The 26,115-nt window shown below is 44.2% G+C and carries 20 protein-coding genes and 5 pseudogenes; 17 read left to right on the forward strand and 8 right to left on the reverse strand.

Going from position 1 to position 26,115, the window contains the following annotated elements; translation table 11 throughout:
* Positions 1–800: 800 nt before the first annotated feature.
* Together HMPREF9010_RS20685 and HMPREF9010_RS20680 are read left to right on the forward strand one after the other, a co-directional pair.
* A complete protein-coding gene (locus tag HMPREF9010_RS20685; RefSeq protein WP_008647055.1) occupies positions 801–1,106 on the forward strand; it encodes a DNA-binding protein in 306 nt (101 codons plus the stop codon).
* The gene (locus HMPREF9010_RS20680) at positions 1,103–1,432 is read left to right on the forward strand and encodes a hypothetical protein (RefSeq protein ID WP_008647060.1); all 330 of its coding nucleotides are present in this window, start codon (positions 1,103–1,105) and stop codon (positions 1,430–1,432) included. Before HMPREF9010_RS20685 ends, HMPREF9010_RS20680 begins: the two co-directional genes overlap by 4 nt.
* 156 nt (positions 1,433–1,588) lie before the next feature.
* Here HMPREF9010_RS20680 and HMPREF9010_RS20675 read toward each other — a convergent pair whose 3' ends face one another.
* From HMPREF9010_RS20675 to HMPREF9010_RS20655, 5 genes and pseudogenes are all read right to left on the reverse strand, one after another.
* On the reverse strand, positions 1,589–2,566 hold the full coding sequence (locus HMPREF9010_RS20675) for a hypothetical protein (protein ID WP_032852587.1): 978 nt from the start codon (positions 2,564–2,566) through the stop codon (positions 1,589–1,591).
* Positions 2,567–2,647: 81 nt separating this feature from the next.
* Positions 2,648–6,617 (reverse strand): annotated as a pseudogene (locus tag HMPREF9010_RS20670) (N-6 DNA methylase).
* A gap of 153 nt (positions 6,618–6,770) precedes the next feature.
* Positions 6,771–6,950 (reverse strand): hypothetical protein, encoded by a 180-nt coding sequence (locus HMPREF9010_RS26255; protein ID WP_008647065.1) that lies wholly within the window; start codon positions 6,948–6,950, stop codon positions 6,771–6,773.
* Positions 6,940–7,383 carry a DUF1896 domain-containing protein gene (locus tag HMPREF9010_RS20660; RefSeq protein ID WP_008647066.1) on the reverse strand — a complete coding sequence of 148 codons (444 nt, stop codon included), beginning with the start codon at positions 7,381–7,383 and terminating at the stop codon, positions 6,940–6,942. The genes HMPREF9010_RS26255 and HMPREF9010_RS20660 overlap by 11 nt, the downstream gene beginning before the upstream one ends.
* Before the next feature lie 104 nt (positions 7,384–7,487).
* On the reverse strand, positions 7,488–8,783 hold the full coding sequence (locus HMPREF9010_RS20655; RefSeq protein ID WP_008647068.1) for a DUF3945 domain-containing protein: 1,296 nt from the start codon (positions 8,781–8,783) through the stop codon (positions 7,488–7,490).
* 440 nt (positions 8,784–9,223) lie between these two features.
* Between HMPREF9010_RS20655 and HMPREF9010_RS20650 the strand changes: the two genes are divergently transcribed.
* From HMPREF9010_RS20650 to HMPREF9010_RS20630, 5 genes are read left to right on the forward strand one after another with little or no spacing between them, the layout of a single operon-like run.
* Positions 9,224–9,442, forward strand: a complete 219-nt coding sequence (locus HMPREF9010_RS20650; RefSeq protein ID WP_008647070.1) for a helix-turn-helix domain-containing protein — start codon at positions 9,224–9,226, stop codon at positions 9,440–9,442.
* On the forward strand, positions 9,442–10,650 hold the full coding sequence (locus tag HMPREF9010_RS20645) for a DNA cytosine methyltransferase (RefSeq protein WP_008647071.1): 1,209 nt from the start codon (positions 9,442–9,444) through the stop codon (positions 10,648–10,650). The genes HMPREF9010_RS20650 and HMPREF9010_RS20645 overlap by 1 nt, the downstream gene beginning before the upstream one ends.
* Positions 10,651–10,652: 2 nt before the next feature.
* Positions 10,653–13,265: an ATP-binding protein gene (locus tag HMPREF9010_RS20640; protein ID WP_008647073.1), complete on the forward strand. Its 2,613-nt coding sequence runs from the start codon at positions 10,653–10,655 to the stop codon at positions 13,263–13,265.
* Complete coding sequence (locus tag HMPREF9010_RS20635) at positions 13,262–13,957, forward strand: hypothetical protein (RefSeq protein ID WP_008647075.1); 696 nt, start codon at positions 13,262–13,264, stop codon at positions 13,955–13,957. Before HMPREF9010_RS20640 ends, HMPREF9010_RS20635 begins: the two co-directional genes overlap by 4 nt.
* A complete protein-coding gene (locus HMPREF9010_RS20630) occupies positions 13,944–14,687 on the forward strand; it encodes a hypothetical protein (RefSeq protein ID WP_232284311.1) in 744 nt (247 codons plus the stop codon). Before HMPREF9010_RS20635 ends, HMPREF9010_RS20630 begins: the two co-directional genes overlap by 14 nt.
* A gap of 167 nt (positions 14,688–14,854) precedes the next feature.
* Here HMPREF9010_RS20630 and mobC read toward each other — a convergent pair.
* From mobC to mobA, 3 genes and pseudogenes are all read right to left on the reverse strand, one after another.
* Positions 14,855–16,882, reverse strand: a pseudogene (gene mobC, locus HMPREF9010_RS20625) (conjugal transfer protein MobC).
* A 47-nt stretch (positions 16,883–16,929) separates the two neighbouring features.
* Entirely contained in the window at positions 16,930–18,144 is a 1,215-nt protein-coding gene (gene mobB, locus HMPREF9010_RS20615) for a conjugal transfer protein MobB (protein WP_050428249.1), read from the reverse strand.
* A gap of 106 nt (positions 18,145–18,250) precedes the next feature.
* Positions 18,251–18,685: pseudogene (gene mobA, locus HMPREF9010_RS26450) on the reverse strand (conjugal transfer protein MobA).
* A 766-nt stretch (positions 18,686–19,451) separates the two neighbouring features.
* Between mobA and HMPREF9010_RS26720 the strand changes: the two are divergent.
* The 10 genes and pseudogenes from HMPREF9010_RS26720 to HMPREF9010_RS0123990 all read left to right on the forward strand — a co-directional run.
* Positions 19,452–19,544 (forward strand): ParA family protein, encoded by a 93-nt coding sequence (locus HMPREF9010_RS26720; protein ID WP_146110359.1) that lies wholly within the window; start codon positions 19,452–19,454, stop codon positions 19,542–19,544.
* Complete coding sequence (locus HMPREF9010_RS26270) at positions 19,541–19,759, forward strand: hypothetical protein (RefSeq protein WP_192919020.1); 219 nt, start codon at positions 19,541–19,543, stop codon at positions 19,757–19,759. The genes HMPREF9010_RS26720 and HMPREF9010_RS26270 overlap by 4 nt, the downstream gene beginning before the upstream one ends.
* A 52-nt stretch (positions 19,760–19,811) precedes the next feature.
* On the forward strand, positions 19,812–20,216 hold the full coding sequence (locus HMPREF9010_RS20605; RefSeq protein ID WP_032852590.1) for a ParA family protein: 405 nt from the start codon (positions 19,812–19,814) through the stop codon (positions 20,214–20,216).
* 5 nt (positions 20,217–20,221) lie between these two features.
* A complete protein-coding gene (locus HMPREF9010_RS20600) occupies positions 20,222–20,713 on the forward strand; it encodes a DUF3408 domain-containing protein (protein WP_008647085.1) in 492 nt (163 codons plus the stop codon).
* Positions 20,714–20,716: 3 nt separating this feature from the next.
* Complete coding sequence (locus HMPREF9010_RS20595; protein ID WP_008647086.1) at positions 20,717–21,598, forward strand: hypothetical protein; 882 nt, start codon at positions 20,717–20,719, stop codon at positions 21,596–21,598.
* Between the two features lie 328 nt (positions 21,599–21,926).
* The gene (locus HMPREF9010_RS20590) at positions 21,927–22,382 is read left to right on the forward strand and encodes a hypothetical protein (RefSeq protein ID WP_008647087.1); all 456 of its coding nucleotides are present in this window, start codon (positions 21,927–21,929) and stop codon (positions 22,380–22,382) included.
* A 21-nt stretch (positions 22,383–22,403) separates the two neighbouring features.
* A complete protein-coding gene (locus HMPREF9010_RS20585; protein ID WP_032852443.1) occupies positions 22,404–22,832 on the forward strand; it encodes a hypothetical protein in 429 nt (142 codons plus the stop codon).
* A gap of 445 nt (positions 22,833–23,277) precedes the next feature.
* The gene (locus HMPREF9010_RS0123975; RefSeq protein WP_032852444.1) at positions 23,278–23,577 is read left to right on the forward strand and encodes a DUF4134 domain-containing protein; all 300 of its coding nucleotides are present in this window, start codon (positions 23,278–23,280) and stop codon (positions 23,575–23,577) included.
* Positions 23,578–23,600: 23 nt separating this feature from the next.
* Positions 23,601–23,921, forward strand: a pseudogene (locus HMPREF9010_RS26040) (DUF4133 domain-containing protein).
* 3 nt (positions 23,922–23,924) lie between these two features.
* A pseudogene (locus tag HMPREF9010_RS0123990) lies at positions 23,925–25,949 on the forward strand (TraG family conjugative transposon ATPase); the annotation flags it as partial.
* Positions 25,950–26,115 lie beyond the last annotated feature (166 nt).

Consider the following 26,115-nt stretch of genomic DNA (forward strand, 5'->3'; position numbering starts at 1 on the left):
TGCATACAATTATGTTAGACCGCATCAAGGCATACAATGAGAACTCCGATGGAATATATTCGTAAATGCAGTGGAAAGGTAGCTGAAGTCCCGCTCGTCGGGACGGGTGCTCCCGCCCCTTGCCGCTAGGGCGATCCCCGAGACGAAGAGTTTTTGTTGTTTAATGAAAGTTTACAGCCCGAAGTCTTGCACTTATAAGAGAAGATACATAATTTTGCAACATATCTAAAATGACAACTTATACAGGAATTACAAAGGGACAAGTAAACTTATTTAGGTTTTAAAAAATATTGAGTAAACTAACTTAGGTATAACAAGCGAAGTTGTCAACTAAATCCAGTACAGTACAAACCTTATTTGAAACACTTTGTTTCAAGGCTTGAAACGATTCGTTTCCTTATGAAAAACAAAATATTTCGATATAACTCTCTGAAGATAAGATAAATATAGAGAGTGTAAAAGATGCAGGTAACGATTTGGATATGGAAGTCCTGCTTCGGGTTACACTGCTTTGCATAGTTTCAAATAACTCACATACAAAAATAGGCAAAATTTGGAATATAACAAAATATTTTCTTGTTTATTTTTTGTATTATTCTGATTGTTAAAGCGTTAATGGTAAAACGTGTACCTATTGATGCTTGCTTGTCGTAAAATAGTCGGGAACAGTGCCTCCCGGCTTTTTTTGTCCCGACTTGTCGTTTCCTGTCTTTTTTTGGCGGTTGCTCAACGGTTGAGTAACCAACGGCCTTATAATATCTCCGTAATATTGCACCGTAAACAATAAAAACAAGGTCATTATGAACAACAGAAGAACTGCACCGGGTGGGCAGATGACCCACATGCTCAGTGCCATACTCGCCAAAGTAACCAGCATTGAGAAGTTATTGGCTCCTGCCATACATAACTTGCCCGACAGCGAGATACTGGATTCAAAAGGCGTGCGCCTGCTTACCAAGATGTCCGACAGGACACTTCTTAGACGCCGCAATGACGGTTCGTTGCCTTTCCACCGTGACAAGGGGAAGATTTACTACCGCCGTTCGGACGTGCTGCGTGCCATGCTGCTGGAAAAAGAAGAACACTCTAAAAATAAAAGGTTATGAGAAAGATGATTAAGGTTGAAAGCGGCTCGTTCGCCGCACTCGTGAGAAGTTACAAGAAGTCCCTCAACATGCTGGCCGTGCTGCAACATATCTGCGAGGACAACAGTGTCGAACTCTCCATGCTGCCCGATGAGGTTTGTGAGCTGATAAACCTCGACCCGGCAGAGATTGAGAAACAGCGTCTGAGCGGGCGTCTGCGTTTTGCAGAAGAGGAGAACGGGACCAGGCATTATTCGATTGTGGATATAATCAATCTGAAGGATTCCATTGACTGGAAGGTTATTAACAGACAGGTGGAGAGCCTTTCCTTTGAGGAAGAGGAATGACGGAATGGCTTTCTTCCCTTTACAGACAAGGGTATGGCCGGCAGGCCGGATTTATCCGGATGCCGGCCATACCTTTGTCCTTTCCTGAAAAGCGGCTCTTTGCGGCAGACTGCGGAAGCACAGCTTCCGGGGTTGCCGCAATGTGCCGCGGGAAACTTAGGATATTTTTTTCAGCCCGTTTGACGGGGCGGCAATTTTCATTGGGGGGACGTGCCTCGCTTTCTGTGACTGTTCCGGTCCGTCATCCGTTCCGTCTTCATGCCCGCCTGCCGGCTTTATGGCAAGCTGTATTTTCCGGTTCAGCGTGGCAAGCTCTTCATTCAGCCGTTTGATTTCCGCATCCTTGGGCCATGAGGCCGCCACAATCTCCTGAAGGACCGGGATGTCCTTCGACAGCTCCGCGTTCTCCTTCTCCCGTTTCTCTATCATGGCGGGAATGCGTTCCAGCGCATTGATGAAGTTCATGACGGCCAGTTTCGGGTCTTTGGCAATATAACCGTTGTTGTAGGTATATTTGATGCCGTCCAGCCCCTCGACCATGAACTTGTTCTGCAAAGCCTGCATGTCCCCCTCACAGGTCCTTTCGGTACGGACAAGGATACGGAAATCGAACAGGGTCCCGATTTTCATATAGTCATCCTCCGTCCGGGCATTCCGGTTGATTGCGGCAAGCCGGTTGCCGAGTACCTCGATATTGTCCGAGTCCACGCCGTCCAGTTTCAGGGGATTGGGACGGAGTCCGGTTTTCGCATCTGCGGGGGCCACCTTGTTGAAATATTCCCAGTCCCTGGTGAAACGCCCGATAAAGGCATTGTTTTTTTCTATTCCCGAAGTCCTTTCATTCAGCTTGCCTTTCGCGTTTCCCTTGTTACGGTGGAATGCCTGCCTCTCGCTTTCGAGGACCGCCAGTTTCTTGTCCAGCTTCGCCTTTTCCAGCAGGTCGTCGTTGCCTGAAAGGATGGCCACGTATTCGCTGAAACTGCCGCCTCCGTTTTCGTCAATCGCCCCCTCGTCAATGGTACGGGCGGCCAGATTGCGGCTTTTGAGCTGGTTGATGAACACCTGCTTGTTTTGCAGCAGGTTGAACTTGTAGCTGTCCAGTGACTTCTCCACCGCATAGATATAGCAGTCCACCTTGTTGCCGGCGTACTGCTTGGCAATAATATTGCCTTTTCTCACCGCACGTCCGTTGCGTTGCTCCAGGTCGGACGGCCTTCAGGGTATGTCCAGATGATGGATGGCCACGGCCCGTTCCTGCGCGTTGACACCCGTACCCAGTTTCTGTGTGGAACCGAAAAGGAAACGGATGCGCCCGGAGTTCATATCCTTGAACAGTTCCTTGCGTGCGTTGTCGCTGTTTGCTTCCTGAATGAATTTTATCTGCTTTTCCGGGATATTATGGTCTTCCACGAGTTTGCGCCTTATCTCACTGTAGATGTTCCACTGGTCGGGTTTATAGGTACTCAAGTCTGAAAAAATGAACTGTGTGCCTTTCTGGTCAAGATATTTATAGTAATATTCCGCAATCTTGGCTGCGCAATGGGACGCCTTGTTTCCCGGACTGTCACCGTACTGTTGGTCTATCAGCCGCATGTCAAGCGACATCTTGTTCGAGTAGTTGGTGGTGATCAGCATCTGTGCCTTCTCCTCCGCTTCGGACAGAGGCTCCCTGTCTATGTAGGTCGCATCCCCGGTTTCAGCGAACTTTATCAGTTTCTGAATGAAAACCTCCTGCTGGGGAGTGGGCGGTATGTGATACAGTTGCTCGTTGAGTTCCGGCCTGTCAACCCCTACGTCCTCGGCCGTTTTGTAATCGGTTATCTCCGCATAAAAATTGGCGAGTTCCGGCACTTTAATAAAATAGCGGAAACGCTCTTTCTGCACCACCTGGTTGGTCACTGAAAATTCAAAGTCCGTGCTTTTCTTCGCATAGACGGCCGCCCAACCGTCAAAACAGGTAATCCCCTGCCGCTCCATTTCCTTCGGACGGAGATATTTGAAAAGGAGATAGAGTTCTGTCAGGCTGTTGGAGATGGTCGTACCGGACAAGAAAGTGGCCCCCAAATCCCTGCCCGTACGCTCCTGTATGGTACGGATGGCGAAAAGCATGTTCATGGCCTTCATGCTTCCTTCGGGGTTGCCCAGACCGGAAACTCTTGCATGACGTGTATTGAACATCAGGTTCTTGAAATTGTGCGATTCGTCAACGAAGAGGTGGTCGATGCCCATCTGTCTGAAATCTGTAACATCATCCGTCCGGTCCTTTATATCCTGTTCCAGCTTTTCAAGTTTGGCCTCAAGGTTTTCCTTTCTTTTTTCCAGCCCCTTTTTTTATCCAGCCGGTCACTTCATTGCCCTGCTGCTCGAATACGGCGAGATTCTCTTCGATGCTGTCTATTTCCTGCGTATATATTTCCTGCTGTATTTCGGGGGACTGGGGTATTTTCCCGAACTGGTCGTGTGTCAGGATGATACAGTCCCAGTTATTATTTTTGATGTCATGGAATATTCCGACACGCTTCTCCGGCGTAAAGTCCTCCTTGCCCGGATACAGCACTCTGGCATTCGGATAGGCCCTCTTGAACGTGTCGGCTATGTCATGCACATTGCTCTTGAGTCCGATAATCATCGGCTTGTTCGCCAGTCCGAGACGTTTCATCTCAAAGGCGGCTATACACATGATAAGGGTTTTGCCCGTACCTACCTGATGGTCGATTATCCCGCCTCCGTTCATCTTCAGCATCCATACGGCATTTTTCTGGCTGTCGTACAGGGACGGTATGCCCAGCCCTTTCAGGTCAAGGAACGGGAAGCTTTGCAGGGAACCGTCGTAATCGGGACGTACATAGCAGTTGAACTTGCGGTTGTACATGTCCGCAAGGTTCTGCTTGAACTCGGGCAGCTGTTCATTCAGCCAGCCGGTGAAGGCGGAACGTATCTCGTTGATTTTGGTGTCGGCAAGCTGGATGGCCTCCGCATCACGTACCTTAATGTCATTGCCCTCCTTGTCCTGTACGGTCTTGGTTATGTCGGGTACGGTGTTGTGCAGCGCATGTTTCAGCAGGTCGTTTCCGTAATAGCCTCTCTTTTCCCCTTTCACATAATATCTGTCGGTGATGTTCGCGTTGGTGCTCTCGAAGCTTACGCTGAACTCGTCGATGGATTCCGTATAGTGGATATGGGCCTTTGTCTCAAAGAGGTATCCGGCGAATTCCTCATATACGGACATGGGTATCCACCGTTCTCCCAGGTTGAAGTCAAGCTGTTCGAAACTTATAGGCTCCGGTATGGCTTTCCGAAGGGCCTCCAATGATTTTCTGCTCGCGCCGTCATCGGGATAGTCTCTCAGGTGGTTCTCTATCCATTCTGCTTTGGCGATTACATTGCCAGCTATGAAACGGTCCTTGATTTCATGGCTCTTCATCATGGGATTGTAGAAGATGCGCTCTTCCAGCTGTTCGAGCAGTTCCTGCCTGCCGATGTCGCTGAGATTCTCCATATATTCCAGATTGACCTCGCCGAACTTGTTCAGGGATGCCGCAAGGGCTTCCTGCGGTGTATCCACATGTGTCACCTCGTTGGCGTTGAACGATACGGGCACGGTGAATATGTCCGCCTTCTGTATCTTCCCGTTGACGGAACGCTCCAACGAGAGCATTTCCCGTCCTCCTGCATCCAACAGCAGGAACTTGGCGTTGTCCTTTCCGTTCAGCTCCCTGAACATGCGGTGGAAACGGTCATACTGCCGGTTCAGTTCCTCCCTTAGTTCCGGCTGTTCGGTTTCTGTTTCGGCTTCCGCATTGTAGAGATTGTGGTAGGCTTCACGGAGCGGGATATAGTAGGCGGCCCGGTATTGTTGTGTGACAGTCAGCCTGAGCGGATGGAACTGTACTTTGGGAGTACCCAATCCCTGCAAATACCCGTATTGCTCACCGGCTTTCACGAGAGAGCCGTTCTTGTATTCGGGGCGTATTTCTCCGGTAAACGGACGTGGTTCCGTTTCTTTTTTCCGTTCTTCCTCGAACCGTAGTCTGCGCTCCTGCCATTTCGCTTCCGCTGCCGCCTGTTCCCCGGTCATTTCTTCTTGTGAGACAGCTTCATCATACATGTTCTCTTGCGAGAACAGATTGAACATTTCCGGTTCGTTTCCTTTTCTTTTGCGGGATGCCGACGCTGTCCGGCCCGGTGATGGCCGGCTTTCCATCATCTGCACCTCCGCTTCCTCCCCGTCCGCATAGGCGGCAAACAGATTAAGCATGGGTTCATAAGGCTTGGTTGACAAGAGACTTTCTTCCTGCATCTCCTGCCGGTGCTCCACTGCTGTTGTTTCCGGTGGGACTTCCGGTCCGGTTTTCAGGGCAGTGGAAACACTGGAACGGGACAGGTTTTCTTCATAAAGTTTCCGGTCAAGATGGTTTCCCACATCTTGCGCCAATAATAGCCTGAGATGTTCGGAAATGGCTCCGATACCCCCTTCATGGATAAAATTCATGGCCGGTTGTCCGTACATGTTTTTACCCATGGATACGGAAGTATGGATGATATAGTCCAAATCGGCATAGCTGTTGTTGATATTGATACTGCCCGATATAAGACGGGTTTCAATAAAGTTCCGTTCCTTTTCGGTCAGTTCCGATTTTCGGGTATTCTTCTGCAATACGATCAGGTCGCTGCCTACTTCCGTACCCGCATCGGTAAACAGATTGTCCGGCAGACGGATGGTAGAAACGAGATTGGCATGGTTTACCAGCCACTCCCTGACGGGACGGTTCTGTGGCGAGTCCATGACGCCCGAAGTCGTGATATAGGCCAGTATCCCGCCTTCACGCAGCGTATCCATGCCTTTGAGAAAGAAATAGTTGTGTACGGCAGCGAGTGAGGATTTGCGCACCGGGTCGTCACTCCGGTCAAAGTCCCGGTCATAAATCCTGGTATTCCCAAACGGGATATTGGAAGAAACAACATCGAAGTAACTGTTATAATAAGGCTGTATGGACTGGAAACCCTCTATGTTCACCTTGCTTTCCGGATAGAGGGATGAGAGTATCCTTCCCGTCAGCCTGTCCTTCTCGAAGCAATGGATTTCGGGGACATCCTTCAGAGTGCTGATGAACATGCCCGTTCCGGAGGAAGGGTCAAGAAAACGTTCCGGGCGGATTTCCGGTACCAGCAGGGCTTCCTGCATGGCCGTTACCACCGGCTCGGGTGTGTAAAAGGCTGTAAGGACGGAATTCTTAAGACTTTGGACGTATGACTTGTATTCTTTCTCGTCTTTGGAATACTCACGCAGAAGTTCATGCAGCAGCCGGACCTGGGGAAACAGCTCCCTGTCTGTCCTTCATTTTTCTATGTCCGTATCCTTCTCCGCCGGATTCAGGATGCACTTCAGTCCTCCGAAACCCGAATAACCGTTCAAGACCTTGCGTCCCTGTTCCGTAAGACAGAACTCCGGACGCATGAATATCAGTTCAAGTGCGGCTATGTTGTCCGCCAGATGTTGTCGTCTGTTATACGCCATATTGTTCTATATAGGATTGTATGAAACCTGTAAGTTCAACGGTAAGTGTATGACAGGCCGGAGATGATTCAAACCTGTCGTCTATGGAATATTTGCCGAATACCGCTTCTGCGGGTGACAATACCTTCAGGCAGAAATCCGTCCGTCTTTCGGGCCGTACTTCGGGAAACCACTCCGATACGACCTCGAAAACCGTATCGAACCGGGAAAAGCGCAAGTCCTGATAGAGAACGGCGTCAGCCTGTTCCAAAGCCTGCCTGACGGATAGGCCGTCACGTATGGCATGTTCGTAAGCCTTTGCGGCACTGTCCGCACGCTCCCGGATGAATGCCTTGTCATCGGCCATGTGCGGATGGCTTTCTCTCAAATAAAAAAGGAGAGCTGACTTGAAGCAGGACAGTTCTCCGTTGTTGTCATGTTGTGTAATCATCATCTGTTGTCATTGGATTTTGAATGGGGAAATAATTTGTGACATACCCGGTAACCTGAGAGGAAACCGGGTATATGGATTCGGTAAACGTTCCGCCTGCTGCCGGATTACGAGAACGAGAGGCTGTTCTTTCTGGCCTGCGGTCTGGGAGATACGACATGGCGGGCCGTCTGCTTTGTTTCTTGTTTCCTGTCGTTTTTGGGGGGTTCAACCGCCGGCTTGTATTCACGGGCATTGCGTCCTATGAGCAGGTTGTTGCTCTTGTTGCTGAAACGCACATCATCCGAGAACAGCTGTCTGGTCTTGGGATTGCGCATGTTCTCGATGAATACCATGCCGTGATTCTCCAGTATCTTTTTTTGTTCGGGGGTTATCTTGGCTCCTAAAATCGTATTGTTGACCTTCAGCTGCTTGTCGGACTGTTTGAATGCGATGTCCCTTATGGTCGGATCAACATAGGCCACACCGGAAAGCATGGTGTCGTTCTTGCGCTGTATGTCATTGATGGGGACTTCGCCACCTGAAGCGAGTATCTGCTTCTGCTTGTCGTCCAGTCTCTTCCCATAAATGTAGTCCGGGATTTTGATGGCATCCACGGGCATGGTGATGATGCGGTTGGTGGACTCGTGGAAACTGACATAGCATTTGCATACATTTCCTGTAAGCGTGTCCTTCATTTCCTTGATTCCTCCCAACGTACCCGTTTCGGCCAGTTTGTCCTTCTCTTCATCCGTGAATACGCCTTTATAGACCGGCAAATCATATTGGGGCTTGTCCAGACGGGTGAGTGTCTTGAGTTCCACTTTGCCGTCCGCACCTTTCACACACATGAAACAGGCCTCGCCCAAATCTTTCTTTTCTCCGTTTATCTCCTTGCTGATGGGCAGTGCGGTGGAAGTGATTCTTCCTTTGAGAAGTTCTCCCATGCAATGGTTGTTGAACAGAGTCTCCTTGTCAAGACCGAGTGCGTTCAGATCTTTCCACGGCAGCTGGTGCTCATCAAACTTATACCGCCGGGCCAGTTTGGCGATACGTCCCTCGTCGTTGAGTTCGCTGTTTTCTACCAGTTTCTTGCCGTCCGGTCCGGGGTCTTCCCCTTTCCGAATCTGGATGACCGCGTTCAGTGTCTTGTCCAAAACGGCAAGTGGTACAAGGAAGAAACTGAAGCTTGTAGGATTTTGGTACTGGTTCTTGAAATTCGTGAAGAACAGTTCCAGAGGTGTGGTACGGTCCAGTTTGAGAAAACTGTTGTTGTTCTTTTTGTCCGGCGGTACGACTTCGATGCTGCCGTCCTGTTCGTTCATCTTGGAGATGACTGCGGTCTTGTTCGTTCTCTTGTCAAGAACTGCCATTACATGCTCGTCCTGACTCTGCTCTTGTTGCTCTTGTTTTTTCTTAACCATAAAATTAATAGTTTAAGTGATACAATAATTAATCAATATCGGGTAAACCTTAGCCCGTCGGTGCGAATGTAGAAGTTTAATAAATAGTATGTTACGTTTTAAAGACTAATGGAAATGAGTGGCGGGAATTGGCATCAAATGGCGTAAGGAGTGCAATAAAAAAAGAGATTTTCTATTATCGTGTTCTTCTGTATCGGAATTTTTAAATTCTTCTTTCTCCCTGTTGTCTTTCTTTTAGCAGCTCTGTTGGTGTTTTTCTCCCCAAAAACACGAAAACGAACTAATAGATTGATTGTAAGTACTCAAAATAATAGGGACTTGTGCCAAAATTTGTTTGGTGTAAAAATTTACAGCCTTCAAATTAATGTTTCGATTTTCTTTATTTTTGTATTGATATTCTAAACCTTTGTTTATCTTTGCAAATGAATCAGTAGCTAAATATGACTATATTAGGAAAATATTTATCGGAAAAATCTATCAATAAAGCCGATGTGTCTCGTAAGACAGGTATTAGTAAGTCTAGATTGAGTGAGTTGAGTAGAAAAGAAACTGCAAAATTAAAGGCAGATGAAATTTACTTAATAGCACTTGCTATTGGCGTTCCTCCAGAAGAGATCTTACAAAAAGTTTGTGGCCATCTTAAATTAATTAAGCTATAATGAAAAAGCCTACCTATATTGATATATTTGCTGGATGTGGGGGTCTTTCTTTAGGACTTCATAATGCTGGATGGCAAGGCTTGTTTGCTGTTGAAAAAAATGCGGATGCCTTTAAAACGCTTGAATATAATCTTATAAAGAAAGTTAATCATTTTCTATGGCCTGATTGGTTTCCCAAAACCTCTCATGATATTAATGTTGTCTTGAAAGATTATAAAGAGCAATTGTTAGGTTTGCAACAAAAAGTTGATCTTGTTGTAGGTGGCCCTCCATGCCAAGGGTTTTCTATGGCTGGCAGAAGAAAGGAAAATGATCAACGTAATAATCTTGTAAAATCTTATATCAAATTCATCAAAACAATACAACCAAAAATAATTTTTTTTGAAAATGTAAAAGGGTTTACCTTGGAGTTTAAAAAAAATAAGGACAAGGGTAAAGAGTATTCTTCTTATGTCGAACGCGCTTTAAATAGAGCGGGATATTATGTAAAAGGAGAACTTGTTAATTTTGGAGAGTATGGTATTCCTCAAAAAAGAACACGTTTTATATTAGTTGGAGTAAGAAAGGATGTGCCAAATGTCTCTAAAGATACGGCTTCGCAATTTTTTAGTCTAATAAAGAATAATCGCCATTCTTTTTTGTCTGAAAAAAAATTGACCATCGAAACTACTTTAGGGGATGCTATTTCTGATTTATTAAGAGAAAATGGAGAGGTGGACTCGCCTGATACAAAATCATTTAAAGCAGGAATGTATTCCCCTATAAAAAGTTCCTATCAGCAATTAATGAGAATAGGAGTAAATCAATGTATTCCTGACAGCCATCGTTTTCCAAAACATCGCCCCGAAATCTCAAGTAAATTTCAAATTATTTTAGATACCTGCAGAAAAAATAAAGATATAGACTCTTATACAAGAGAGCGTTTTAATATAAAAAAGCATACAATAATACCGTTGGATGAGAAAAAAAAGAGTCCAACTATTACAACGCTTCCAGATGATTATATTCATTATTCAGAGCCTAGAATTTTGACGGTAAGAGAGTATGCAAGAATACAATCTTTCCCTGATTGGTATATTTTCCAAGGAAAATACACAACAGGAGGTAAAAGGCGGACACAGGAAGTTCCACGTTATACACAAATAGGCAATGCTATTCCACCATTGTTTGGAGAGCAAGTAGGAATTATCCTAAAAAAAATGATATAGAAATGGATTTACATTTTAAAACAAATATACAACTCAAAAGTATTATTGGTAAAGATCTTATCAATGATGACAATATTGCCATTCTTGAATTAGTGAAAAACTCTTTTGATGCTGATGCAAAGCGAGTAGATATTTCATTCTCAAATTTAAAAGAAAATGATGACAAATCAATTGATTCGTATTCAGAAAAGACTTCACGTTTAATTATTAAAGATGATGGCTTAGGTATGAATTTGGACGACATCAAGAATAAGTGGCTAAATATTGCATATTCAGAAAAAAAACAAAATACTCGTCAACATAATCGGATGATGGCAGGTGCTAAGGGAGTTGGACGTTTTTCTTGCGACCGACTGGGTGAGTTTTTAAATCTATATGCTAGAAAAAATGATGAAAAATCCTACATACTTCTAAAAATAGATTGGAAGATGTTTGAAGTTGAAGATGAAAATAAGGAAATACAAAGTGTCATCCTCGATTATAAAGAATTAACAGCAGAAGATTTAGTTAAAAGAAAAGTTGAGCCATTCAAACAAGGAGTTATCTTAGAGATAATAAAATTAAGAAGCAATTGGGTCTATGAAATTAAAAATGACAAAGGTATCATTATAGATTGGAATACAGACAAGCTTGTAAACCTAAAAAAATACCTTGAAAAATTAATTAATCCCAATCAGGCATTTGAGGAAAATGATTTTGGCATTTATTTGAATGCACAAGAATTTGTAATTGAAAATAATAATAAGGATGATTCTCAAAAATTTATAGGAAAAATAGATAATACTATTTTTGAGAAACTTGATTTTAAGACAACAAGTATCGAAAGTGAAATAATTGAAGAAGGACAAATTATTTTAACAACATTAAAGGATAAAGGAAAGACAATTTTTTGGATAAAAGAAAAAAATGAGTTTTATCCAGAAATAAAACATGCAAAATGTTACCTATACTATTTAAATCCATATTCTAAGGCTTTTTTTACAAAACAAACGGGGGTAAGACCTGTAGAATATGGCTCAATATACTTGTTCTTGAATGGTTTTCGTATTCCCCCATATGGCGAGGAGAGTGACGATTGGCTAAATTTAGAACAGAGGCGAGCGCAAGGTTATGCTAGATTTCTTAGTTCAAGAGATATTGTTGGACGGATAGAAGTTCTAGATTCAGAAAATTCATTCCAAATAATATCAAGTCGAGAGGGATTGGTTAGAAATGAAAGTTTTTCAAAATTAACTAATCGCGAAGGTTATTTTTATAAATCTTTTAAGCGGTTAGAAAAATATGTTGTTGATGGTTTAAATTGGGATAGCATTCCAGAGGAAGATAAAGATAAAATAAGGGATATTGAAAAAAAAATAATTTCGGGTCAGTTAAAAGAAAGTGAATTAATCTTTCGTGAAGATGAAGTTATAAAAAGAAGGCGTATTTATTCGAGTATTCATTCTATTATCGGAGCAAAAGCTAGCGATGTTATTGAGCTCTATATTAATGAGGATTTAATACTTGATAAAATCGAAGAAGAGAAGGCTAACGCAGAACGAGAATTTGAGCAACTTATTACTGATTTTGAAAAAAAGAAAATTGATGCTGATACCCTAAATCGAATTTTGCAAAAAAAAGCCATTGAAAATAAAGACCTAGAAAAACAAATAGCCGATTTCTCAAAATATTCTACTAATGAAGCCACTGCTAAGGCCATAGCAGAACTCCAATACTACAAAAATACCATAGAAAAGCAAACACGAATAATTGAAGAATTAAAACTTCAATTAGAGCGAGAAAAAGAAATTAATGAGAAACATCAACAAGAACTGGAAAAACTTCAAGCGGAAAAACTTCAAGCGGAAAAAACGGCAGAAGAAGAAACGAAAAAACGTGTTGATGTTGAGAAGGAAAAAGAAGAGATTGAAAAGGAAAAAGAGAAGGAAATTCAATTAGAAAAATTGAAAGTCGAATTTTATAAAAAGCAATCGACTCCGGAAACAGATGCTTTAATACATCATGTAAAAAATAATAACCAAAAAATAAAAGAAACAATTTCACTTATCATTAATAATCTTACAAAAGAACAACTTGGAAATTCTTTAAAAGAGTCAATTATAGAATCTTTATACGAGATTTTGCACTTTGCAGATAAGTCACTAAAAGCAACAGATTTGATTCTTGAAAGTGATTTGGATAAAGCTGATGCACAAAAAATTAATCTTCCAGATTTTATATCCGGTTATTCCAAGAATAACAAATATAAGATTAAGGTACATTCAATCAATGGTGTCCGCCTATTTTATATAATTGGAAGCAAACTTGATTTGGCTCTGATGATAGATAATTTTGTAGATAATTCAGCAAAATGGGGGGCGAAAAATATATGGTTTAAGACTAAATTAGATGGCAACTCTTTAATCTTAAACATATATGATGATGGAGAAGGGTTGTCTTCTAAGTATAAAACTAACCCTAATGATATATTCAAATTTAGAGAAACAGCAAAAGAAAATGGTACTGGATTTGGATTGTATCTCGTTTCAGAGTCTCTATCAAAAATGAATGCCAAAATAGCGATTGATGAGCCTGAAATAGGCAATGGTATGAATTTTAAGATTATTTTCAAATGATTCAAAAACACTTAATACTAGTAGATGAGCAATCTCAGAGTGCCGTCTTACAAAACATAAAAGCTACTCTAAAAAATGATGGCATTGAGTTAGTTTTTAAAGAATTTAATCCTATTAATTATCAGAAAAGGGAGAATGGAGAAATTCTATTTGATGCAGAGTCTTTTAAAACTGATTTATTAAGATTACCTTACTTTAGACAACTTGATTCTATTGTTTGTGATTACAATTTAATTTCAGGTGTTATAGATGGATTTCAGATAATAAAAATTATAAAATCAATAAATCCTAATTACAAAAAACAAGTAATTCTATATTCCGCACAAATAGAGAATGTTATTGAAGATATTATAAAAACAGATGACTTTGAAAAACAAAAAGAAAATCTTAAATCGCTGATTGATTGCAATATAGACTTTCGAAAACGAGACAATGATTATGAACAAGAGCTTGTTAAACATGTAAAGAAAGAAAAAGAATTCAACTTTGAAGATGAACTAATTAAATGGTTTTTTCTTCGAAGAGATGATACATTTAACTATTTATTTCCCAAATATGCAGGTAAAAGATTTGAGGAAATAGCTACTTGTCTTCAATCAAAAACACCTAATAGTATAGAGTTTAAAAAAGACTTAGTTGAACAGATTATCTCTTATTTGTCATCAATTAATGGCTTAGATGAAACATATTAATTTTATGACGAAAATTTTTGGCATATATCCTACAGATAGACAAGAATCTATTACATTCTTAAATAGGATAAACACTTATCTTTGTAGAAAGCTTGACAAGCAATGGCATTGCTATAAGATAAAATACTCTGATGCGGATCATGAGTCTTGTATAAAAAAAGCTATGGACAGTAATGCAAAGTTTATTTTGTTTATGGGACATGGGCGAAGCGATTGTTTGTTTGGTTCTTGCAATAAGAAATCTCAAGACTTTATAGCTGAAGAGGCTGTGATTGAGAATCCCGAATTTTACAGAAATGAGCATTTTATTCATTCAGACAATATTTCAAAGTTTAAGGGTAAAATTTTTTTTAGTCTTTCTTGTCTCTCCAATAGGAATGACACTAAAAGTCTTGCTCGAAGTGCAATAAATAATGGTGTTATAAGCTTTGTTGGATTTGGTGATATTCCAACTGATTATATTGTAGGGAAAAATATTCCATTAAAGGCTATTGCTATTTACAAGGGGATTATATCTAAAGTGATAAAAATTAGCATTAGCATATCCATCCAAAACAATTACACTGTTGAGGAAATGGTCTCTTTAATAAAAGTTCTTACAACTAAAGAAATACAAAAGATAATTCTTTCTCCATATAAGAATAGACACAAGGAGATCATAGTCAAAAATCTTTTTCTTTTTAAACAAGAAATTATGATATTTGGGAATAGGTATGAAAGGCTGTTATAACAATAATATATTAAATGATATATATACACAGAATTTTAGTTTATTAGAGGCTGTTTCTTCTTGTCCTTTCTTGAAGAACGTTTTTTGCGGCAATCTACGGAAGTGAAATCTGACAGCTTCCGAGATTGTCGCAATGTGTTGTGGAAAACATGTTGTTATGACATTGTTTAGGCTTTGCTCGGTTCCTTTTCGTTATTCCCTAACAGATGTTTGAGTTCCGGGTCATTCTCTATGCGGAGCAATTCGTTCTCCACTAATTCGACAATATCCTGCTTGATTTGCAGATAGTTGGCCTGTATCTGCTGCTCCATCGTATCATTGCCGTTCTCGTCCAGAAAGCTGCTGATTTCAGGAATGGGTTGATAGGCGGCTGTCTCTTTCTGTACCGCATCATTATCCACTACTATCTGCGCATGGAAAATCTTCTGCTCGATTGTCTCTCCGAAGTTGTCTGCTACGGCACCGACAAACATACCCTGCGAGAGTGTACTGATTTTACTGGCAGGTATCAGGCTATCCAGTTGTGTGCTGATGGAAGTGGAAGTATCGTTACGGTTGATACTCATAGACTCCCGCTTTTGCAGGATTTTCCCGAATCTTTCCGACAATGTTTTTGCCGTTTCCCCCACCACCTGACCGCTGAATATATTACCCACAGTTGACATGATGACGGCGGCCTCCTTGTCTCCGTAATCGCGCTTCAACTGGCTGAAATCCTGAAAACCTAACACAACCGCCACTTTGTTGCTTCGTGCCGTGGCAATCAGATTGTCCAAACCTTTAAAGAAAATCGTGGGTAACTCGTCAATAATCACACAACTTTTGAGTTGCTTCTTTTTGTTTATCAGCTTCACGATACGGGAGTTATACAGACCTAAAGCTGCCCCGTAAATAGAAATTCTATCGGGATTGTTGCCCACACATAACACTTTCGGTTCTTTGGGATTATTAATATCCAGCGTAAAGTCACTGCCGGACATTACCCAATAGAGTTGCGGACTTATCAGTCGGGACAGCGGGATTTTGGCAGATGCAATCTGCCCCATTAACTGCTCACTGGCACCGCCTTTCCATGCGTCAATGAACGGACTCAGATAGTTCTCAAGTTCGGAATAGCTTGTCAGAATGGTGAATACATCCTCGTACCTTTTGTTTAGTAGTTCTATCGCATGGGGGAATGTACAATACTTGCCGTCTTCATAGATTTTTAAAAACCATATTATCGCCGTAAACAGGACAATCGGGGATTCCACAAAGAAGTCCCCCTGCTTCTGCACCCACGACTTATTGAGGTTAAGCATTATGGTGTACGACGACTCGTAAGCGTCTGAAATATCCGTCATCAGTTCCGGTGCCAACGGGTTACAGCGATGGCTCTTGCGTGGGTTATCGAAATTTATCACGTAGAACTTGGGCGGTATCTTATAGCGGTGTCTGTACTTAATCAGATGGTTATAAGCGATAACGGACAAGTCATCAAATTTAAAGTCGTATATATAAAGTGCATAGGACTTCTCGATTGCCTGCTTTATGTAATTATTGACCACGGCATACGATTTCCCGCTACCCGGTGTACCTAAAATCATGCTGGCCCGAAAAGGATTCACCACGTTTATCCAGCCTTTCCATTCCTTTCTCCTGTACCAGAATTTAGTCGGCAGGTTAATGGAATACTCGTTTTCCATAAGGCGGGTTTCCTGCATGAACGATTCATTTTCGGTGTTGAAAACGTCCTCCAGCAAATTGTTCTTCAACAGACGGCTTATCCATAAACCGGATGCCAACAGGCAGAAGAAACCACCGACCAATGTCGTGGTATAAAGTATGACGCACACACCGGATGATGCGTCAATGGACAGCAACCACCAGTTCAGGAAAAAGAGTATGCTACCAGCTATGGCCGCAATAGTTATCTGCCTTCATGTGATTTCATGCTTCTTCACTCCCTTGTTGCCCATGCAGGACAGACCGAGGAAGAGGACACAAAACAGTTTGGTGTAAAGCAAAGATGAAAATAGTCCGGTGGTACGCTGGAAATTGGACAATATCTTATCCACAATATCAAGCGTCCAGCCCATTTCGTGTAGCCAGCCGTAACAAAACCAATAGATGTGTATCGTCAAAAATAGAAAACTGATGGCCCGCATAAAGTCCGTGACTTTGGCAAGACCTCTTAAATCATCTTCATTCTGCATAATTGTAACTGTTAAAATTCGACTTTTTGTTCTATACCTTAATTATATTATAATTTGCGCCTGCGCTTCTTCTTTTTCCTGCGTCCGAAGCAGAAGGCCGGATCGATGTACTCGTGCGTATGGTCATCTTCCATGAATACGGAGAAAATGTCAATGGCACCGAGTGCGGACGTATCAATCAGACTGCCGGACGGTTCACTCTGATAGCCTTGATTTTCCTGTTGCCGGTATTCTTTCCTTTCCAGTCTTTCTTCCGTATCTTGTTCCTGTCGGGGTGTATCCTGCTCCGGTGGTGGTATCAGCCTTGTACGGTCCGCATCCGGATTGTTGAACAGCTCGTTGAACACATTGGCCGAAAAGGCCTTGCCCAGACGCGAGCCGTTAAGCACTGTCCGGCTGGTATGGTCTATGAAAGTGATGCCGTACAGACGTCCTTCGGGATTGATACGGTAAACCGTCTCTATATCCGCCTCTTTCAGCTTTCGGGCGAAATCCTCTTTCGTGCCGATGTCCTGCATGGCTTTAATGACTTCCTGTCTTGTCCTTTCGGCAAGGCTGTTCCTTTTCACCTTTTCAGTAGAAGCGGCAAACTTCTTTTGCAGTGCTTCATAACCGAATGCCTTACCGAACTTGCTGGACTTGAAAGGTGTTCCCACCTGCTGTCCGTTATCATTCAAAGCTCCGTACATAATACCGTGGTATTCCTTCCCGTCCACACTTCCCCTGACTTCATAAACGGTTACGTTATACAGGTTCAGAAGAGTGCCATATTCGGCAAGCGAGTGACAGTTGTAACATTCCAGCAAGGTTCGGGCAGTATGCTTTACCTGTGCTTTCACGTCCCCTTTCGGATAATCCACTTTTTGTAGGGATGATAGTTCCCTCTCACCGTGTTCTCCGAATGTGGGATGAAGCCCGTACTTCACTTCCATTTCACGGCAGATGTTCTGTGCCCGGATAGCTTCCCGGTTATGGTCTATTTTTTCTCCGGTTTCATCAATACGTACCGATACGATGTGCATGTGCTTGCGGTCTATGTCTTCATGCAGCCATACGATATAGGGCTGGTTCCCGTAACCGAAGTTTTTCATGAACTCCTGAGCCAGTACGGTCATCTGCTCTTCCGAAAGAATGTCTTTCGGGGACGGGTTCAGGGAGATGTGGATAACCGGTTTCCGGACGTGCGAGTTGAGTGCGATGTAAGGTTCAAAAGCCTGTACACAGTGTTCAATCGGTACATTGTCGGAAGTGTCCGCTGCTATTTTCGGATGTCACAATACCTTTGCCGTACCGTCGTCCACCTTTATCTTATTATAGGCAATCACTCCATAGAATGAACTGCCGGATGTGATATTCGGCACCATGACGTTATTCCTTTTTAGTGAGATACTCCTTTTCGTACCGCTTTGTCAGTTCGATAACCTGCCTGCATACTTCTTCCAGTTTACGGGTTTCTTCTGCCAGTTTATAAAGGAACGCAAGCGATTTCTTTTCTCCATAAATGGCATGAATGACCTTTACACATTGGTTATAGTTATTCCCGATACGGCGGAACTGCTGATAGAAAGCGGTGAGCTGGGCATAATATTCCTGCGCTTCCTTATCAATCTTCACCACCTTGAACTCTCAGCCGAAGATACGGGCGAAGATAAATTCGGCCTTGTTCTTCATACCCGATTGTTCAAACATCATGAGGAATTTTTCATTTTCCTCACTGCTCAACCGCACTGAGTGGCGATGCACCCGTGGGTCTGCGAGCACCTTGTGCCCCTTTTCATTGCTTACAAGCATCCTTTTCTTCATGACATGAATATTTTAGAAGGTTCGACTTGGGAGAACCGCCACCCCCGAAAGACCTTTCGGGGCGGGACTTTGAGGGCCTGAACTTCAAGTGAGGGCCTCAAAGTACACCTTGCTATATGCTGACGCATATTAAAATCCGGCTGGGCCGGATTAAAGGTCTGAAGGATTTGTTTGACGTTCTCTTTTCGAGAACGGGCTGCGCTCTCCCGGCGACAAAGGTAGATAGTTTTTTCGGTATGGCTATTACCCGGTATCCCGCCAACAGCCGCCAATAAATGACTTTGAAACCACAGGTGCCTCACGGATGCTCTTTTTGAGGTTTATTTGCAGCCGGATAGCTATTCAGCTACTTATTTGGATAGATAAAAAGGTAGTTATCAGGATAGCTATCCGGACGGTTTTCTATCTGAATAGCTTTCTGTCTGAATAGCCATTTGATTAAGTATGTTTTCAGACAGGCATTCATAAGGCTATCTATCCGCTTATACAGCTATGCATATATAAAGATGTATAGACGGGCAGGTAGATATTCGGATAAATGAATATGTAAAAGGACTATTAGCTAAATATTTAGACAGACAGCCGGATAGCTATATAGCTATATAATTGAATAGCTATGTAAGTATGTAGCTAAATAGACAGATAGCTAAATAGCCATATAACTATTAAGCTAAACGGATAATGAAATGACTGAACGGATAAGTGGACAGGTATCTATCCGCTTAATTATCAATAAATCAAATTATTTACTTAAAATCAGGTTACAATGGAAAAGAGAAAGGAAACGGTATTCATTTCGTTCGCTTCCCAGAAGGGGGGCGTAGGTAAATCGACGTTTACGATTTATGCGGCATCATGACTGCATTATGTGAAAGGACTGAACGTAGCGGTGGTGGATTGCGACTATCCGCAACATTCGATTATGAAACAGAAAAAACGGGATATGGAAGTGGTCAAGACTACACCCGTTTATCAGAACCTCTTGGTGGAGCAGGCCGGGCGGTTGAAGAAAAAGGCGTATCCGGTTATTGGAAGCACACCCGCGGATTGCATGGCGCACTGAAGGGCATTTGAAGAGAAAGCGGATACGCATTATGACGTGGTGCTATTCGACTTGCCCGGAACAATGGGTAGCGATGGGGTTATCGCCACAATCAGTTCGCTCGATTATCTGTTCGTGCCGATAAAGGCTGACCGACTGGTACTGGAAAGCACGCTGAACTTTGCCACCACCATTAATGACCGGCTGATAAAGACCGGCGTGTCCGCTCTGAAAAGTCTTCATCTGTTCTGGAACATGGTTGACCGCAGGGAACGCACGACATTGTATGATGTGTATCAGCAAGGCTTTTCTTTGTTAGGGTTGGATTGTCTCAAAACACGTACCGTGCGCAGCAACTTTACCAAAGATTTGTCCGCTACGGGCGGCTCCGTTTACCGGAGTACGCTGTTCGCTCCTGATGCGGCATTCACCAAAGAGTGCGGCTTCGATACGTTTATGGATGAAATCATATCTATACTTAAAACCTAATAATCATGGCAAAGAAAACAAGCGGACAGAATCCGGTGGATGAAGCGTACCTGCGCAGCCTGATGGCAGGGGTTCCGATAGAGCCTCCTTTATCCTCCGCACCTTCAACCGGCGGAGGTAATGGCGAAAATAGAGAAACCGCTTTATCTGAGGAAAAGGGAAAAGCGGATGACATTGTGAATGAAACAGTAAGCGGTATTTCCGGTTCGGATGATGCCGGATGTTCGGCGGTTACGGAAAAACCGTCACCGAAAACGATTCGCACGGCACTGGCTGACTTTATACGCAAGTTCCTTACACCCTACAAATGTGAAGGCAGACAAGGGGTGTATATAGACAAGGAACTGCACCAGAAAATATCGGTCATCGTGGGCATTGCCGGAAAACGGCAGTTGACGGTAGGAAACTACATAGACAATGTATTGAAGGAGCATTTCGAGAAACATGCGGATGAGGTGAAGACCTATTTACAAAAGAGTTATAACAAAATATTTTAGGGTATGGATATACAATCAAGTTATTATGAGGCCGGAATCGTTTTGTTCTGGCTATTGTTCGCCTATCTGTTCATGGACAAGTTCGTATTCAGGGGACAGCTTGGCGAGATATGTTTCGGGAAGGCACGCCGCCGCATGGCAAAAGCGCTGAGGGGTATTGCCGGGTGGTTCGATCCGGTAAAGGAGGAACAGAAAAAAGGGCGCAGGCGCACGAAAGGGAAAGCGGAAAAGAAAGACCTCCCGGACACGCATACGGAAGTGAAAAACGAGGAAAAGGCAGAGGGCAGGAACATGGAAAAACCTCCTCAGAAACGGTCTGAAACAGGCAGCCTTGTCGTGACAAAAAGCTACGGGACACGCCAACGGCCGCCAATAAACGCCACCGGTTCCGGGGCTATTGCAGGTAAAGAAAATGCCTCTACTTTTGCTGGCAGAAACGAAGATACAGCGCCACAAAAGGCAGCACAAGTGCCGCCGGAGCGCATTCCGGAACTGTTCCGGGACAAGCGCGTGGAAGAGTGGCGGGCTTCTTCGGATGAGAGTTCCGGCAAGCGGGATGGCGATAGCGGACAGGGAGGAAACGGTGACGAAGTGGATACGGACGAGTTGAACGAGGAACTGGATGATTTGAACTGTATCCGCGAAGATTATTCGGGCGAAGCAACCGGCATAGGGCCGGAAGAGATCGACCTGATTATCGACCTCTGCAACGGCAAGGATATTCCGACAGACAAACGATTGTCCCTTTTAAGGGCGATCCACCATATCAAAGATACGCAGATTGAACGCTCGATACTGGAAAGTATCAATGGCAGCGACAGCCGTATCAGCAAATTTCTGGATGAAGCCGAGCAAATGAGCGGGGCTGCTCCAGACAGTGATTAACCGATTAAAAAAGGAGGTAACAATGACAAGAGGTTATTTTGATACGGGTTGACAGCCCGTATCACTTTAAAGAGAGAGATTCGCTATGGTATTAATGACTGAATAAACCAACAAAACCATGTATATGACTTATTTCGATTCGGGTTGATAAATGGATGTTCCCGCCTGATAAGGGAACACTCCGGGCAAGAAAAGACAATACCTTTGGTAACTTACTTATAAAACAGAATGGCTATGACAAAAGGCTATTACGATTCGAGATGACAGACCGTCTGCGGCATTCACCCGGTAGGGCAACAAGAACTATTCACCATTAAATTTTATCCGTATGAATATAGGACTGGTAGATGTGGACGGACATAACTTCCCCAATTTTGCGCTGATGCGCCTTTCGGCTTATTACAAGGCAAAAGGACATCTGGTGGAATGGGCGTTACCGGCACAGCGGTATGACAAGGTACTGGCAAGCAAGGTGTTCACCTTTAGTTCCGACTATGATTATAGCCTGCTGAATGCGAAGGAAGTCATTAAGGGTGGAACCGGATATGACATTACGGGCAGGCTTCCCGAAGCTGTGGAAAACAGCCGGATGATGGATTATTTCATTTACCCCCAATATCCTTTTTCCCTTCAGTTCTTTTCAAGGGGCTGCATCCGTAAATGTCCTTTTTGTCTCGTTCGTGAAAAGGAAGGATACATTCAGAGCGTGGAACCGGTGGAACTGAATCCGAAAGGAAAATGGATTGAGGTGCTGGACAATAATTTCTTTGCCAATCCGCAGTGAAGGTCGGCGGTGGATTATCTGATGAAGACCCGGCAACCCGTTAAACTGCACGGTGTGGACGTTAGGATTATGAACGAGGAACAAGCCTGGCATCTGAATAGAATGAAGATGAAACAGAACATTCATATCGCGTGGGATTTGCCCCGACTGGATCTGACCGACCGTCTGAAAGAGATGGTCAGGCATGTGAAACCTTACAAGATAACCTGCTACGTGCTGATAGGATTCAATTCGACCGTTGAACAGGATTTGTTCCGGTTGAACGTACTGAGGGAACTGGGGATTACTCCCTTTGTTATCCCTTTCCGGGATTATGCAAACAAGCGGACGCCTACACAGTACGAGCGTGACCTTGCCCGATGGGCGAACCGGATGTGGCTGTTCAAGTCCACCTCCTTTGAAGACTATACACCCCGCAAGGGTTTCAAGTGCGGGGAATACCTGAAATAAACCGATAAGGACAGTAAAGACAATGAGAACAAAAGGCTACTACGATTCGGGATGATTCGCATTCCGCTTCCAAGAGAGAATTAACAAGAGTGTTTCACCACAAAATCAAGTAACGATGCGAATAACATATTATGACTCCGGCTGATTCCCCACCGGAACTTACCCCCTGAATCAATAAACCATAAGCGGCCACGGCTGCCTTATGGGGATAGTGAAAGAGGGCAGTCCGTGGCTTTTTTAATTACTTACTGATTTTTCGCAAGTTCGGGTGTCTTTGCCAAATTGCATTTTGGTTACGCTGAAACCCCGTTTTGTCGAGTCAGCGACAAGAGGATGTCAAGTCAGCGACAAGGCAACGCCGAGTCAGCGACAAGACAAACAGGCTTGGATAACCTCAAATGCACGCTTGCGAAATATGAATCACCTAAAAAAATCACGGAAACAAATGAAAAAGAAAAGATTGATTATGATGCTGGCCGCTGTTGCGGCGGCAAGTGCGACAATGGCGCAAGGAAACGGACAAGCCGGTATCACCGAAGCGACACAACTCGTGACCGGATATTTCGATCCCGGCACAAAACTGATTTATGCAATCGGTGCTGTAATCGGCCTCGTCGGTGGAATCAAGGTATATCAGAAATTCAGTTCGGGCGACCCCGACACGAGTAAAACTGCCAGTTCGTGGTTCGGAGCCTGTATCTTTCTGATAGTCGCCGCCACCATTTTGAGGTCGTTCTTCCTCTAAAAACATAAAAAAGACAATAACTTATGGCTGATTTTGAAATAAATAAAGGGGTGGGCCGTGAAGTTGAGTTCAAGGGACTCCGGGCACAATACCTGTTTATTTTCGCTGCCGGCCTGCTTGCCGTATTCGTGATGTTCGTCATCATGTATATGGCGGGCGTCGGACAGTGAATCTGCATCGGTTTCGGAGTATCGGCAGCTACGATATTGGTATGGCTGACCTTTACGCTGAACCGTAAATACGGCAGCCACGGGCTGATGAAGCTGTTCGCGGCCCGGCAGCATCCCCGGAGAATCCTCTCACGAAAACGTATCACACGTCTGATCAACAAACAACAATCGTAAATTATGAGAAGTATATTAAAAGCATCCACACTGGAAAGCAAGTTTCCCATCATGGCGGTGGAACACGGCTGCATCGTCAGCAAGGACGCCGACATCACGGTCGCTTTCCGGGTCACACTGCCGGAAGTGTTTTCGGTATCATCCGCAGAATATGAGGCGATGCACGCCACATGAGCGAAGGCCATCAAGGTGTTGCCGAACTATTCAATCCTGCACAAACAGGATATTTTCATCACGGAGAAATACGAGCCGGACATCCGCCGGGACGAACTCAGCTTTCTCTCCCGCAGTTTTGAACGCCACTTCAACGAACGTCCCTACCTGCACCACGCCTGCTACCTGTTCCTCACCAAGACCACCAAAGAGCGCTCCCGGCAACAAAGCAACTGGAACACGCTCTGCCGTGGTTTTCTGGTTCCGAAGGAGATAAGGGACAAGGAAACGGTGGAGCGTTTCATGGAAGCGGTGGGACAGTTTGAAAGTATCGTTAACGACAGCGGACTTATCAGGCTGGAACGGCTGACCACGGAAGAGATTACGGGAACGGAAAACGAACCGGGTATTATCGAACGGTACCTTACGCTCTCGGCAGACGGAACTACCATGTTGCAGGACATGCAATTGAATCCGGACGGGATGCGTATCGGAGATAAGCGGCTCTGCCTGCACACGCTCTCCGACCTCGACTATCTGCCGGGAAAAGTGAGGACGGATGGACGGTACGAACGCCTCTCGACAGACCGCTCGGACTGCCGTTTGAGCTATGCCGCCCCCGTGGGCGTGATGCTGCCCTGCGACCATATCTACAATCAGTGGATATTCATAGACGACAGTAACGAAAACCTTTCCCGTTTCGAGAAGATGGCGAAGAACATGCAGTCGCTTTCCCGGTACAGCCGCAGCAACCAGATCAACAAGGAGTGGCTGGATGAATACCTGAATGAGGCGCACAGCAACGGACTGCAATCCGTGCGCTGCCATTGTAACATCATCGCATGGGCGGAAAACGGGGACGAACTCCGGCGGGTGAAGAACGATGTGGGAAGCGCACTGGCATTGATGGAATGTACTCCGCACCATAACACGACCGACCTTCCGGCTCTCTATTGGGCGGGCATACCGGGAAATGAAGCGGACTTTCCGGCCGAAGAGACGTTCTACACGTTTACCGGGCAGGCACTCTGTTTCTTCACGGCTGAAACCTGTTACCGGAACTCGCTCTCTCCCTTCGGCATCCGCATGGTGGACAGGCTGACGGGAAAGCCCGTCTTCCTCGACATATCGGATTTGCCCATGAAAAAAGGGGTAGTGACTAACAGAAACAAATTCATACTCGGCCCCAGCGGCAGCGGGAAAAGTTTCTTTACCAATCATCTCGTGAGGCAGTACTGGGAACAAGGGACGCATATCCTGCTGGTGGACACCGGAAATTCGTACAAGGGACTCTGTGACCTGATACATCAGAAGACCGGAGGGGATGACGGGATTTATTTTACATACAAGGAAAATGACCCGATTTCTTTCAATCCGTTTTTCACCGAAGATTACCGGTATGACATCGAGAAGCGGGACAGCATCAAGACACTGATACTCACCCTTTGGAAAAGGGAGGACGAACCACCCCGACGTTCGGAAGAGGTGGCGCTCTCGAATGCGGTCAGCCTGTATATCGAAAAGATAAAGAAGAACCGGAAGATAAAGCCGAACTTCAACTCGTTCTATGACTTTGTAAGGAAAGACTACCGGAAGGTGCTGGCAGACAAGAATGTGCGGGAGAAGGACTTTGACGTGGACGGTTTTCTGAACGTGCTGGAACCTTATTATAAGAACGGTGAATACGGGTATCTGCTGAACTCGGACAAGGAACTGGATTTACTGAACAAACGGTTTATTGTATTTGAGTTGGATGTTGTGAAAGATAATCCAATCCTCTTTCCGGTTGTCACCATCATTATCATGGAGACGTTCATAAATAAAATGAGACGTTTGCAGGGTATCCGCAAGATGATACTGATTGAGGAAGCGTGGCTGCGACATGTAAGTCTTGTATATGATTGTTTAACATTCCATTCCACGCGCTGGAAATAGAACGATTAAACCTGTTGTTTCGTCAACAGTAGCCTATGGGAGCGTGCGATAGTAAGCAATGAGGTCGTGCGATAGCAGAACCAACAATGAAGCCCTTCCGAAAGGA

This window comes from Bacteroides sp. 3_1_23 (assembly GCF_000162555.1).
Classification (GTDB): Bacteria; Bacteroidota; Bacteroidia; order Bacteroidales; family Bacteroidaceae; genus Bacteroides; species Bacteroides ovatus.